Here is a 14,122-nt window from a genome sequence, read left to right as displayed (position 1 = left end):
AAGACCTCCTTGTGGTTAAAATAAATGAAGAACATTGTTTGTCAAGCAAGATAAATAGTCACTCACCTAAGAACCGGAAACGACTTTTGAAATGGCGCAGGGGCAAATCAGCGCCATAGATAACTTTAACCGCCGGAATCCGGTCGCGGTGCTCATACACCAGTTTTATTGCCTCGGCAGCGGCAAAAAGGTCCTGGTCCTCATAGGCAAGGCGGGGCACAGCCGCACGGACAAAATTGTTCCGCGGCGGCTGGGTGTTTTCCAGTTCAAAGGCATAGACCCCCAGTTCGCAGAGCCGGTGACCAGCGATAAGGAGCAGCGCCACAAGGGAAATCCCCTTGTAATCGCTATCATTGGAGCAGACATCAGCAAAGAAGCGGTCAACATTTATATAAACCGCATGACCGCCAGCAGGTTTGATTACTGGTATATTGTAGGCAGCGAGCCTTTCAGCAAATCGGCGCACCTGGTCGATACGCGCCTGAAGGTATTCGGGTTTGACAACCATCCGCAGCCCCTCGGCAATCGCCTTCAGGTCTCTGCCGGCAAGACCACCATATGTTGGATGCCCCTCAGTGAGAATCTGATAGTCGGTCAGCCTATTCAACAACACCTGATAAGGGGGGCGGGCAAACAACCCCTCAGGACGAATGACAAGCGCACCGCCGATATTGACCAATCCATCCTTTTTCAGACTGATGTGAAAGCCGTCAACATAACTGAAGATTTCCTGGATAATCTCCGTGAGTGATTTTTCTCTGAACCCAGGCTCCCGCTGCTTAATGAACCAGGCGTTTTCAGCAAAACGGCAGGCATCAAGGAAAAACGGGATGTTTTTCTCAGCGGTCATTTTCCGCACCGACCTGATATTTGCCATTGCCACCGGCTGCCCACCACCGGTGTTGTTCGTAATGGTAAGATAAACAAGGGGAATGTGCTCGGGGACCTTATCCAAGAGTTCACCCAGTTCCTCCAAATTGATGTTGCCGCGGAAGGGAAAGCTTTCGTCGTCGGCACGGTGTTCGGCGCAGTTTAGATTCAAAGGCACGATGCCGGCATCAGCGATGTTTGCCTCAGTGGTGTCAAAATGACCGTTACTGGGAATGAGGTAACAGGGCTCGCTCTCGGTCTTTCTCTTCAGGCGATTGATTCCGTCAAGCAACCGGGCAAAAACACCGGTTTTATCCGGGATTTTATTTATCTTCTCTCGCAATGGTGGTATTTTTCTTTCCACGAGAAGACGGGCAAGGTTGAAAAAAAGGGCATGCTCGGCTGCTCGTCCCTGATGGAAAATGAAAAGCGTCTGTTCATCACCATTTAGGCGCTGCTGCCATTCCTTCCCAAAGGTTATACCAATCTGCTCGTTGAGTTCATAATACCCCTCATTTGAACCGTAAGCCTCATCTCCCAAAAGCATCTGCGCCCATTGCTCCATTGTCATTGTTGTTGTGCCGGAATCGGAAAGTAAATCACAGCCCGGCAAAAGATGGGCAGGGAACATAAAGGGATTCAAGCCAATCTTCTTCACCAGTTCTGCCCTTGCTTTCACCGAATGCAACGGACAGGCAGAGGTATTAAAGACCTCCCTTGCCTTTTCGCAGTTGTGAGCGGTGTGGGCGCGAAATCTGACAGCGGCATTACGATAGGGACGGGGTTGAAAATACCTTCCTGGCTCAGGCGGGCGGTTTAACAGTTCTTCAAATTGCCGGACAAAAAAGTCAATATTTTTATCCATCAGTTAACTCCTGCCGCTTTTTTCCTGTTGAGAGACACAGAATCCAATTATGGAAAACACCTGTAAAATTAACCCATAACTCTTCAAAGTCAAGTTTGCAGGCGAAATCAGAAGGTCTTAATGGGTAATTACTATCTTGCTAATTATCACTCCCGTTGTTGCTGTGCCTTCACGAACGAAATATACACCAGGTGCGAGATGGCGGATGTCATTGGCACCTGGTTTTAGGTCAAGGACCTTGCGACCGGTGATGTCAAGGAGAAGGACCGATGAGCGCAGACCAAAGACCGGCTCCAATTTCAGGACATTGCGGACAATCGTGGGCGTGATGGGTTGGGCGGATGGTGTTAAGTGTTCTTCTGCGATGCCGATGATGTATGGGACGACTGTGAATTCCCAGCCAATTGAGTCATAATAAGGGCGAAAGAGAGTCAGCCAGCCATAATGAGGGCCAAGGGTAGTAAAACGGATAAAATAGAAAGGAACAACTAATTGCATACCGGCATCAAGCCAGAAATACTGGGTATCAGCATAGATGATATTTAATGTATCGGAAAAAAGCATAGCAGCACCAATAGACTCTGGGGATGAACCATAGTTGCTAAATCTAACCCTTGGTCTCCAGTTGGTAAGGGTATCGGTTGTATCTCGAGGAACAGAGAGAATGATAATCCTGATGTCTCCAATAACCTGGAATGTATCCTCAAGCCAGTCGTTGGCGGAGTTGGTGTCTTCTTCGCAGTAAAGGGAGCAGCGGACAGCATATCTTCCCAAGTTACAGAAGCGCATTTTGGGCAGGGGAGGGCCGGGAATTGTCTCAACATATACAGACTCCTCATAGATAAGGTTGGCTAATGAGTCACGAACAAAGAAGTAAAGCCAGAAGGGTCTTGGTCCAGCGCCATAGTAACGAATGGTGGCGCTGGGTGTAATATACTCATCTCTCACAACAAAGCCTCTGGGTGCATCAATGCTTATTACCGCATAATCCACCTGGGCAAAGGCAATTGCGGTCCATATCAGGACGAGAAGAATGGTTGTTTTTTTCATTCCGCCTCCTTATCGGACAATTAAAATCTTTTTGCTTTCTGTTGCAGTGCCTTTTTTCCGCATCAGAAAATACACACCTGGACTGAGATGGCGGATGTCATTGGCACCTGGTTTTAGGTCAAGGACCTTGCGACCGGTGATGTCAAGGAGAAGGACCGATGAGCGCAGACCAAAGACCGGCTCCAATTTCAGGACATTGCGGACAATCGTCGGCGTTATTTGTTGAGCTTCAGATTTTGGGTTCTGTTCGGCAATATCAACCATAATCGTGTCACGGAGGACAGCAATGGCGGAGTTGTTGGGAGTGGCAACGAACATCCGCCGGTTCTGTGGGCTGAAGGCGAGGGCGTGCGGATAGCCATAAACCGTTATTTCTGCGGCGAGGCGATTGGTCTGGCAGTCAACAACCAAGACGCGATTGGAATAGTTCATTGACAGGTAAAGTTTGTTGGCAATTTCATCCAGCGCCATTGCCGCCGCGTCGGAGCCAATGGGTATTGACTCAACAATTGTCATCTGGGCAGGGTTGATGACCAGGAGTGTGTGGTAGTAGGCGGCAAGATAGAGCAGGTTGTTTTGTGGATTGTAAATCATATTCTTCGTTCCCTGCGGAATATAAAGCATATTCCGGACCGTATGGGTGGAGCAGTCAATAAAAATCAGTGAATCGCTGTAACCAATAAGGCAGGCAAGGAGGTTTTCCCGGGGAATATAGGTAATTTGCTGCGGGTCGTCACCGAGATCAATCTGGGCTATTCGTTGGTTATTCAGCGCATCAAATACCGTCAGCCTGCGCGCGGTGTAGCCTTCAGAAAAGTAGAGGAGTTTGTGCTCCTGCACATACCCGAGTATTTTGGGAAAGTCCAGAGTGGTGATGGTCAGGATGGCTGAGTCCTGGTTGCAGTCAATGACAACGATTGAATCTTCGTTAGTCAGGGCGCAGTAGATGCGGTTCAAATCAAAGGCGTAGCAGCCATTGCCAGGTAAATCGGGCACAGGAATCGTCTTTCGCGCAGAGTCTAAAGAACAGTCAATCGAGACTACGCAACTGTCAATCCCGGAGAGGGCATAGGCACGGTTACTCTGCCCGGCGTAAACCAAACCTCGGGGTCTCGTGCCAATAGAAAAAGGGTTGCGGATGCGGTTAGTAGCGCACTCAATTGGAATAAGCAACGGTTGCTGAGGGTTGGCGCAGTAAAGCCTGTCGTTTCCTGAGATGTGCACAAGCATCTCAGCCGGGAATCTTAGAATCTGCTGGCTGCCAATAAGAGCGCTGGTGCGCGCATCATAAAAGGCAACGGTTGCGCTCGACCATTCCGCACAATAGACTATATTGCGCCTGGGGTTGTAGGCGAGCCCATAGGGTCTTCTTCCAGGTATGGGGATTTTGCGCAGAACGGTGTCGCCGGCGCCGTCAATGACCGCAATGCTGTCCTGGTCGGTAAGGGAGACATAAACGAGGTTGTCAATGGAGTCAAACACCAGACCGCGCTGAGAGTCGTCAAGCTCACCGAGATGAATCCATCTGATAAGGGTGTCGGCAAGGGCATCATAAATTCCAAACCAGTGACCCTCCCAGTCGGCGCAGTAGAACCTGTTGCTGATGGGGTTGAGACACAGCAGTTTTGGTTCATAGCCGGCGATCACCCAGCGGATAACCGAGTCCCGCTCGCAGTCAACAACGGTGATATCCTCATCATACCCTTCGGCGATGTAGAGCCGGTTGGTCAGGTGGTTGTAAAGCATTCCATAAGGACCGGCACCAGAGTAAAATGTCTTGATGATGCTATCGCTTGTGCAGTCAATCACCGCCACATCATCATTATCCATCACGCAGTAAACCTTGTTGACAAGGGTGGCACAGCAGATGTTTTTTGAGTACTCGGGCAGGGGAATGGTCTTGAGGAGGCTGTCGCGAACGCAGTCAATCACACTGCAATACTCCTCACCAACAATGTAAACCCGGTTCAGGTTCGGATTGTAGGTGATGTCATAGGCATAATGGGGCAGGGTAATGGTGCGGATGAGGCGGTTGCCAGCAGGGTCAATCACATAGAGCGAGTAATTGTAAGATTGGCAAACATACAGTTTGTTTTCCTCGGGGTTGTAGGAGAAGTTGCCGGCATATCCGGGCAGGTCAATCCGGGCAATCTTGCGATGGGTAACACCGTCAAGGACAAGTATCGCCGGGTCATGATAGCCAAAGACGAAAACGGTGTTGTTCGCAGCGTGATAAAAGATTCTCTCAGGGCTTATTGGACCACCGAAGGAGTCGGGGAGATAGATTGTCTTTTCCAGCCACTGGGCAAAGACAATTGCAGTGCATATTAAAACGAGGAAAATGATTAATGTTTTTTTCATTTCGCCTCCTTATCTGACAATTAAAATCTTTTTGCTATCACTCGCAGTGTCATTTTTCCGCATCAGAAAATACACACCTGGACTGAGATGGCGGATGTCATTATGCCCGGGTTTGAGGTCAAGGACCTTGCGGCCGGAGATGTCAAGGAGTGCGAGCTTCGATTGGAGATTGCACATTTCAGAATTCAAGTTGAGTACTTTGCGGACAGTTGTAGGTGCAAAGGGGGTATCAAGCGTTGAATTTACTTCGGTTATGCCTGAAGGCAGACTGTCACGAAATACGGTGATGGTGTTGCTAAACTTGCCACCAACATAAACACGGTTCTCAATCGGGTTCCAAGCCATATTGGTAAGTCCTCTGCCGGCATATAGCTTCTTCAGAACTTGGTTTGTGGCAGCATCAATCACCCACAAGGAATCGGCAGTATAATAGATTTTATCATTAATAGAGTTATAAAGCAGGAAGTTGGAAAAACGCCGAACCGGAATTAGATTTAGCAGTGAGTCGGTTTGACCATCAACAATCATAAGCCAGGCATCCATTTCCCTTTCAGTGGCGCAATAGAGCCGGTCGTAATCGGGCGCATAGCACAAATCCTGTACACTTGAGCGGTTAGGGACTGTAATCTTTCGCATAACCGTATCGGCGTGGGTATCAATCACCCAAATGGTATCGCAGTCAGTTCCGGCGCTATAAACTTTTGGGTGGTTCGGGTTGCCGATAATTGCCGAAGGAAAGCGAGTTTGTGTGAAAATGCCAGCAAGTAAGGTATCAGCATTGCCATCGTAGATTCTGACGCCCCAAAACTCAGCGCTACCGATGTAAACTTTGTTTATATTTGGGTCGCACCAGATTGAATAGGTGCCGCTTTCTTCATAAAGAACTTTCAGCACTGTATCCGCGCATCCATCCAGTATAACCGTAGGAGTCTCGTTTCCACCGCAATATATCTTATTGGTTGTGGGATTGGAGCCGATGATGTAACTGGTTGCGCCGATATCAATAGTTTTGATTACAGAATCACCTGTGCCATCAATTACGGTTAATAGCGTTGAGTTTTCGCCCGCACAGTAAACCTTGTTGAGAGAGTTTATACAGATGGCGCTGGGATGGGTGGCAACCGGGATATGAGCGAGGATGGCATTAGATGCGCCATCAATTACAGTTATGGTGCAATTCCATTCATTGGCGCAGTAGAGTTTACGGCTAAGTGGATTGTAACACAACATTTGAGGTCCGGCAGAGTCGGGCAGATAGATTGTCTTTTCCAGCCACTGGGCGGTGGCCACGGTGGCAATGACAAGGAAAAACAGACCCAAAGCCTGGGGGCGCATATTACCTCCTTTTTATCAATTATAATTATACCAGATTTTTTCAATTTGTCAAGCAGTTTGGAAATTTAAAAAACTCAGGCTCCCCCTCATTAAGAGCCCGAAAATGGCAAAAATTAACGCCCAATTTCCCTAATCTTCGCAAATTAACGGTTTAAATCGCACAACGGCAAACAGTTAACGAGTTTTTAGTTCTTACTCCGTGGTTTTAAGGGCTCGTTCCCCCCACCCTCCCCTATCTGATTCCCTCTCTAAAATGGATAGAGGATTTAACCTTTTTCCAAATAGGTAAGCTGGAAGGGAAATCAAGGCTTTAGCCAGCAATGATAAAATTGGCAAAAATTACCCCTGCCGACAAAGGGAAAACCGCATCAGGAGGGGGGAAAGGGAGTCTAATATATAGAGAGGTCAAAATATGAATATTGAGAGGTTTACTGAAAAGGCACAGGCTGCCCTTTTTGAGGCGCAGTCTCTGGCGCAAAGGTATTCCCATCCCGAACTGGACGCCGAGCACATCCTCCTTGCCCTTTTGGACCAGGAGGATGGTCTTGTCCCAGAGATTATTTCCCGGGTTGGTGCCCGACCTGAGCACATCCGCGAGCATATTGAGGTGGCGCTGAAGGACCGACCAAAGGTTGCCGGCTCAGGGCAGATTTATCTCTCCTCAAGGGCGCAGCAGGTCTTAACCGCTGCCGAGGATGAGGCGAAGCGGTTCAAGGATGAGTTTGTCTCCACCGAGCATCTCCTCCTCGGTCTTTTAAACCTGAAGGATGGGGCGGTTGCGCGGGTTTTCAGAACCTTTGGCGTTGAGAGAAACCGGGTCCTTGCCACCTTGAAGGAGCTGCGCGGAAACCAAAGGGTAACCGACCGTTCTGCTGAAGACCGGTATCAGCCTTTGGAAAAGTTTGGCAGGGACCTTACCCGGCTCGCACGCGAGGGAAAACTTGACCCGGTGATTGGCAGGGATGACGAGATTCGGCGGGTGATGCAGGTGCTCTCGCGCCGGACAAAGAACAACCCGGTGCTGATCGGTGAGGCGGGTGTGGGCAAGACCGCAATTGTTGAGGGTCTGGCGCAGAGGATTGTCAAGGGTGATGTGCCGGAAAGTTTGAAGGAAAGGCGCCTGATTGCCCTTGACTTGGGCGCACTCATTGCCGGCACCAAGTATCGGGGCGAGTTTGAGAGCCGGCTCAAGGCGGTCTTAAAGGAGGTGGCGGCAGCTGATGGCAGAATAATCCTCTTTATTGATGAACTGCACCTGATTGTCGGTGCGGGCAAGGCTGAGGGTGCAATTGACGCCGGCAACCTGTTAAAGCCGATGCTGGCAAGGGGTGAGCTGCGCTGCATCGGTGCCACCACGCTGGATGAGTACCGCGAGTATATTGAAAAGGACAAGGCGTTGGAGCGCCGGTTCCAGCCGGTCTTTGTTGACCAGCCCAGTGTTGAAGAGACCATCTCAATTCTCCGCGGTCTCAAGGAGCGCTATGAGGTTCATCACGGGGTAAGGATTGCGGACAGCGCGCTTGTTGCCGCTGCGGTCCTTTCCAATCGCTACATCTCGGACAGGTTTTTACCGGACAAGGCGATAGACCTTGTTGACGAGGCGGCGGCAAAACTGAAGATGGAGATTACCTCCAAGCCGGTGGAACTTGATGACCTCGAGCGCAAAATCCTGCAACTGGAGATGGAGAAACTCTCATTAAAAAGGGAGGTTGATGACGCCTCCAAACAGCGCCTGGAGGAGATTGAAAAGGAGATTGCCAATCTGAAAGAGGATGAGGCAAGGCTGCAGGCGCAGTGGGAGGCGGAACGCAAGGAGATGGAAAAACGCCGGCAACTCAAGGAGGAGATTGAGCGGGTGCAGCACGAGATTGAACTGGCAAAGCGCAAATATGACCTTAATCGGGCAGCCGAACTTGAGTACGGCAGACTGGTGCAACTGAAAAAGGAGCTTGCCCAACTGGAGAGGTCAAACAAAAGCCACCGGCTTTTGCGCGAGGAGGTTACCGAAGAGGATATTGCCGAGGTGGTTGCCAAATGGACCGGCATCCCGGTAAAGAACCTCCTTGAATCGGAAAGGGAGAAACTGCTCAGGCTTGAGGAGGAGATTCACAAGCGGATTGTCGGTCAGGACAAGGCGGTGGCCGCGGTTGCCAATGCCATCAGAAGGGCAAGGGCAGGAATTGGTGAGCGCAAAAAGCCGATTGGTTCATTCATCTTCCTCGGTCCAACCGGGGTGGGCAAGACCGAACTGGCAAAGACCCTGGCACAGGTTTTGTTTGACAGCGAGGAGGCGATGGTGCGCCTGGATATGTCTGAGTATATGGAAAAGCACACGGTCTCAAGGTTGATCGGCGCGCCCCCAGGCTATGTCGGTTTTGAGGAGGGCGGGCAGTTGACCGAGGCGGTCAGGCGCAGACCATACCGGGTTGTCCTTCTTGATGAGATTGAAAAGGCGCATCCGGATGTGTTCAACATCCTCTTGCAGATTCTTGATGACGGCAGGCTCACCGATGGTCATGGCAGGGTTGTTGATTTCCGCAATACGGTGGTGATTATGACCTCAAACCTCGGCACCGAGATGGCAAGGGATGGCAGGTTTGACCGGGATGAACTGATGGCGCTGTTACGCCGGCACTTCCGGCCCGAATTCCTCAACCGGATTGATGAGATTGTGGTGTTTGAGCCCTTAACCAAGGCAGAGATAAGAAAGATTGTGGATTTGCAACTGAACCGCCTCAAGCAGCAGTTGACAGAAGAGGGCATTGAGGTTATAATTGAACCGGGCGTAGAGGATATGCTTGCGCAGGAAGGCTACGACCCGGAATTTGGAGCAAGACCCTTGAAACGGGTGATACAGAGTCGCATTGAGAATCAACTGGCAAGGTTGATTCTTGAGAAGCGACCACAAAGGGTGAGAATAAAGGTTATAGAGAACGAGATTGTTCTTATGCCCGAATAAGGCAGACAATCGGGAACTTTAAAATTTTGTCGGGAGCAGGTATCCCTCCTTCCCAACCCACCAAAACCCCCTTGTTTCCCTGCTCCCGACGCCAATTTTTATAAACAAAATCAGCCAATATTAATTTCGGGTTCTGGAAAACTTAGATTTCGCTTTGGGGCTCGACCTTTTTCAGATAGGTGGTTGCTGCGAGCCGGGCAAGGCGCCTGACCCGCGCAATATAATTCTGGCGTTCGGAAACGCTGATCGCACCCCGCGCCTCAAGGAGATTGAAAAAATGTGAACATTTTATCACACAGTCATAACCCGGATAAACCAGCCCCAATTTCAACAGCCTTTGCGCCTCACTCTCAAACCGGTCAAACAAAACCCGGAAAAGTTCCACATCCGCCTCCTCAAAATTGAACCGGGAAAACTCCTCCTCATTCTGGCGATAAACATCACCCCAAGTCAAATCCTCGTTCCAGCGAACAGCAAACACCGAGTCAACGCCCTGAATGAACATCGCAATCCGCTCCAGACCATAGGTCAACTCCACCGGAATCACCTTCAAGTCAATTGAGCCGCACTGCTGAAAATAGGTGAACTGGGTGATTTCAATTCCGTTCAGTTCCACCTGCCAGCCCAAGCCCCACGCACCAAGGGTTGGAGATTCCCAGTCGTCCTCGGTAAAACGGATGTCATTTTTCTTCAGGTCAATCCCAACCGCCTCCAGGCTCTTGAGGTAGCGGTTCTGGACATCTGCGGGCGCGGGCTTCAAAATCACCTGCAACTGCCAGAACTGCTGCACCCGCAGCGGGTTCTGGGCATACCTGCCGTCCCGCGGTCTTTTTGAAGGTTCGCAGTAGACCACATTCCAGGGCTTGGAATCAAGCACCCGCAGAAAGGTTGCCGGATTAAAGGTGCCGGCACCAACCTCAGAGTTATAGGGTGAAAGGATGGCACAGCCCTGGTCAGCCCAGTATTTTTGCAGGCGCAGTATCAGTTCCTGAAACGAGAGCGGCTTTTCTGCCATAGCCGATTTAGAGTCCCAGTTGACCGGCAATGCACTGCATCGCCTGCAAACAGATGGTCACAAACTCCTCCAAAGACAAGCCCAGTTCCGAGCACCGCTGAATCTGCTCGCGATTGGCACCAGCGGCAAAGCGCTTATCCTTGAACCGGCGCAGGACAAACTCGGTATCAACACCGGCAAGTCTCTTTTCCGGATGCATCAACGCCGCCGCCACAATCAAACCGGTAACAGGGTCGGTTGCAACAATCGCCTTGTCCAGAAGCGACACCGCGGGCACATTGCCCGAATGGGCTTTTATCGCCTGCAGGATCTCTTCATCAACATTGTGACCGGCAAGAATCTGGGCAGCAACCAGTGCATGGCTTGTCGGGTCATCCTTGGTCTGCTCATAGTCAAGGTCGTGGAGGAGTCCGGCAAGACCCCATTTCTCCTCATCCTGATTCAGTCGCCGGGCAAGGGCGCGCAGACAGGCTTCGGTTGCCAGCATATGCTTAATCAGATTCTGATTCTTTACCGAACTGTTAACAAGTTTCCAGGCAGTTTCACGGTCCAAGGTTTGCCTCCATTTTTTCCACAATTATATTGGGCACTGTTTGAGTGTCAATTGCGCCATCACCCATCAGGATGGGTTGGGAAAAGCGCCCAACCCTGCCAATTTAAAACCCTCCCCACCACCGGGAGGGTGGAGGGGACGAGCCCTTTTAACCCGCACCCAGGCGAAATCAACCCGTTAAGCATTTGCCATTGTGTGAGTTAACCTATTGTTAGGCGATAAACCGAAAAAATCAACCAGTTAGTATTTGACAGCAAGTAGTAAAGATTATATTATTAAACACTGGGCCCGTAGTGTAGCCTGGTTTAACACGTCGCCCTGTCACGGCGAAGATCGCCAGTTCAAATCTGGTCGGGCCCGCTTGGTGAAGGTAATTGCAATTTCCCTTCTTGCTCTCGGGCTGGTTTTTGCCGTTGAACCAAAACTCCAGTATCAACTTGACTTCAAGGCAAGGGATGTCGGTTCGGCATTGATCAACGGCAACACCCGGGAAATCTACAACCTGTTTGTTCCCGAATTCCGCAGGGAGCACCCCTTTGCCCAGTTTGACTCCGCGGTGAAGGCCTGGCTGAAAGAGCGCCGGATCCTTAGTGTCAACAACAAGGTGGTTGACATCACCGGCCTGGGCGGGCATGTCTCCACCTACATCTACTTTCAGGGCGAAGATGACTACAATTACCTTTACCAGAGCTGGCTTTATACCGACTCGGGCTGGCAGCTGGTCTGGATTTCAAAAATTTTAAACCATTCCTTTGAATACGGGTCAAGCGATACCCTGGCGCTGCGGGCGATTGCCAAACTGGGGCTAAGGTATTTTGTCTCCCGGGACGGTTTGCAATGGATTCGGGCAAAGAGGGTGAATCTCCCCGAGACACTGGTGGTGGTTGCGGGAGGGGGGCTTGGTGGCGAGCCTTGGTCAGATGATGGTCACTTTTTCACCTGGCGCAAAAAGGATGAGTTTGAAAAAGATCCACAACCACCCCGGGCTCACTTTTATATTGAGGTGGCGGTGGTGCGGCTGTTCGGTCCGATTGGCATGGTGGCGCTCGACCTCAAGCCCTGGTCAAGTGCCGGGAAAAGGGTCTTGCCACGACCAAGAGGGACAGAGATTTACCTGAAAAAGACCAAAGATGGCTGGCTCCTTCACTCCCTTGGCAAGCGATGGTAAGGTTAAGGCTCTTAACCATACTGTTTCTCATCATCGCCGCCTGTTTAGGACCAGATGAAATCGCCCCGCGTGTAAGAATATCATTTCCGCAGGATGGGGATACTGTTGCCAGCCTGGTCAAGGTGCAGGCCTATGCCACCGACAACCGGGGAGTAGCATTGGTCCAATTTTTTGTTGATGAAGCGCTAAGCGGCATCGACTCCACCGGCAACGACTCTATCTTTGAATGGGAGTGGAACCTGAGCGGCTATCAGGCAGGAACGGTTCATCGGCTCCAGGCTTTGGCTTTTGACCGGGCAGGAAACAGCGACAGTTCTGAGGTGATTGCGGTGGTGACGATGCCGCTTCCGGGGACCTACCACCAGGGAAGAATTGCTGCGGATGAAACCTGGACAAAAGATAAAGACCCGCATTATGTTATTGGTGACTTGGAGGTGGAGGCAACATTGACAATTGCGCCAGGGGCAAGGGTGCTGATCGCACCCGGTGTCAAAATTACTGTGGGCAACTTTTCTTCAGGTGCGATCAGGGCCGAAGGCGGGGCAAATGCCTTTATCCGTTTCAGCCCCATGGTGCCCGAATCCTCCTGGTCCGGAATAAAATTTTTAAGCAAAACCGACAAAACCAAATGCCGGTTCCTCAACTGCCTGTTTGAAAATGGTGGCAAAGACGGCGCCACCCTTATGCTCAATAACGCCTGGATTGCGGTTGAGGGCTGCTCAATAACGACAAGTGCCGGTTCCGGGGTTCTTTGTCAGGGTGGAGGTTTTACCGGTTTTGCCAACAATGTCATTACCGGCTGCAGGGGCTTCCCGATTGTGTTGGATGCTGAGGCGGCGGGCACACTTGGTTCGGGGAATAGGTTGCGCGGGAACGGTTTTGACTTTGTTCAAATAACAGGGGGCACAGTTGGTCGTTCGCAGACATATCACAACCATGGTATTCCTTATTATGTGAGTGCGACGGTTACGGTTGCCGGTGATTCCTTACCGAAACTCACCATCGCACCGGAGTGCACCCTGAAATTTGCCGATTCGGCAAAACTCAGGGTGGGCGTAGGAAAACCGGGTGCACTTACTGCTGATGGCACCTATGGTCAGATTGTCTTTGCCGGGATCGGAGGTGACTATTGGCAAGGGATTGAGTTCTGGAATAACACCATTGCCGAGCAGACCTTATTAAAGAACTGTCTGATTGACGGTGCAGGCAGAAATGGCGTAGCCGCGATACTGGTGTATGCGCCCGTGAAGATGGAGGGCACCAAGGTCCAAAACAGTGCCAGCGCCGGGATTTACTCATTAGGAACAGGGTTCGGACAGTTTGACCACAATCTCATCACCGCCTGTGCCCGCTATCCCTTACACATTCAAGCACGTCATGTGGGGACGATCGGTCAGGGCAATCGGTTTGTTTTTAACCAAGACAATTACATCCTTGTTTCGGGCGACACCGTCATTCAGGACGCCTCCTGGGGCAATCACGGTGTGCCGTATAAGATAACCGGCATCATTGAAGTGGGCTCACAATTTGCGCCCAGCCTCTATATTGGGTCGGGTTTAAAACTGCTCTTCAGCCGCAATGCGGGAATAAGGGTTGGCGATAAGGAACCGGGAAGGCTAATTGCCCAAGGAATCCCGGATTCAATTGTTTTCACCGGGGAGGTTGATTCAGCCGGTTTCTGGCAGGGAATAGATTTTGGTGCATTCACCCGCAGCGGCACCATCTTAGAGCGCTGCCAGATACTTTATGCCGGTGGTGCAGGTGCCCGCGGTGAGGTTGTTGTCCGCCAGAGCGCACCCAAAATAATCCACAACGAAATCGCCTATACGCCCAAATACTGCATCGCCCTTTTTTACAGCCCACTGGACCCGGATACACTGAGATATTATAATTTTCTTCATCATTATGGAGAAGAAGATATTTACGAGGAGGGTCCCTGAGGGAGA

The 14,122-nt window shown here is 50.8% G+C and carries 9 protein-coding genes and 1 tRNA gene; 4 read left to right on the top strand and 6 right to left on the bottom strand.

The annotated features are described in order from the left end of the window. Positions 1–58 precede the first annotated feature (58 nt). From ABIK47_00740 to ABIK47_00725, 4 genes are all read right to left on the bottom strand, one after another. Entirely contained in the window at positions 59–1,735 is a 1,677-nt protein-coding gene (locus tag ABIK47_00740) for a tryptophanase (GenBank protein MEO0019153.1), read from the bottom strand. 117 nt (positions 1,736–1,852) lie between these two features. Then, positions 1,853–2,785, bottom strand: coding sequence for a hypothetical protein (locus ABIK47_00735; GenBank protein ID MEO0019152.1), 933 nt, complete (start codon positions 2,783–2,785; stop codon positions 1,853–1,855). A gap of 9 nt (positions 2,786–2,794) precedes the next feature. After that, the gene (locus ABIK47_00730; protein MEO0019151.1) at positions 2,795–5,146 is read right to left on the bottom strand and encodes a hypothetical protein; all 2,352 of its coding nucleotides are present in this window, start codon (positions 5,144–5,146) and stop codon (positions 2,795–2,797) included. 9 nt (positions 5,147–5,155) lie between these two features. Continuing rightward, positions 5,156–6,481, bottom strand: coding sequence for a hypothetical protein (locus ABIK47_00725; GenBank protein MEO0019150.1), 1,326 nt, complete (start codon positions 6,479–6,481; stop codon positions 5,156–5,158). Between the two features lie 412 nt (positions 6,482–6,893). Here ABIK47_00725 and clpB point away from each other — a divergent pair, with 412 nt between their 5' ends. After that, complete coding sequence (gene clpB / locus ABIK47_00720; GenBank protein ID MEO0019149.1) at positions 6,894–9,440, top strand: ATP-dependent chaperone ClpB; 2,547 nt, start codon at positions 6,894–6,896, stop codon at positions 9,438–9,440. Between the two features lie 142 nt (positions 9,441–9,582). On the opposite strand, the gene ABIK47_00715 is transcribed toward clpB, so the two are convergent. Both ABIK47_00715 and ABIK47_00710 read right to left on the bottom strand, forming a co-directional pair. Then, positions 9,583–10,455 (bottom strand): glycine--tRNA ligase subunit alpha, encoded by an 873-nt coding sequence (locus ABIK47_00715; GenBank protein ID MEO0019148.1) that lies wholly within the window; start codon positions 10,453–10,455, stop codon positions 9,583–9,585. Between the two features lie 7 nt (positions 10,456–10,462). Next, a complete protein-coding gene (locus ABIK47_00710; protein MEO0019147.1) occupies positions 10,463–11,008 on the bottom strand; it encodes an HDIG domain-containing metalloprotein in 546 nt (181 codons plus the stop codon). A gap of 284 nt (positions 11,009–11,292) precedes the next feature. Between ABIK47_00710 and ABIK47_00705 the strand changes: the two genes are divergently transcribed. The 3 genes from ABIK47_00705 to ABIK47_00695 all read left to right on the top strand — a co-directional run bounded on the left by ABIK47_00705 (position 11,293) and on the right by ABIK47_00695 (position 14,116). Continuing rightward, positions 11,293–11,368 (top strand) — tRNA-Asp (locus tag ABIK47_00705). 4 nt (positions 11,369–11,372) lie between these two features. Then, a complete protein-coding gene (locus tag ABIK47_00700; protein ID MEO0019146.1) occupies positions 11,373–12,176 on the top strand; it encodes a hypothetical protein in 804 nt (267 codons plus the stop codon). Beyond that, a complete protein-coding gene (locus ABIK47_00695) occupies positions 12,170–14,116 on the top strand; it encodes a right-handed parallel beta-helix repeat-containing protein (protein MEO0019145.1) in 1,947 nt (648 codons plus the stop codon). Before ABIK47_00700 ends, ABIK47_00695 begins: the two co-directional genes overlap by 7 nt. The last annotated feature ends 6 nt before the right edge of the window (positions 14,117–14,122 follow it).

The organism is candidate division WOR-3 bacterium, from assembly GCA_039801245.1.
Classification (GTDB): Bacteria; Hydrothermota; Tepidihabitantia; order Tepidihabitantales; family Tepidihabitantaceae; genus JAOABP01.
The sequence above is the reverse complement of the archived record's forward strand: the minus strand, read 5'-3'. Positions and strand labels throughout refer to the sequence as shown.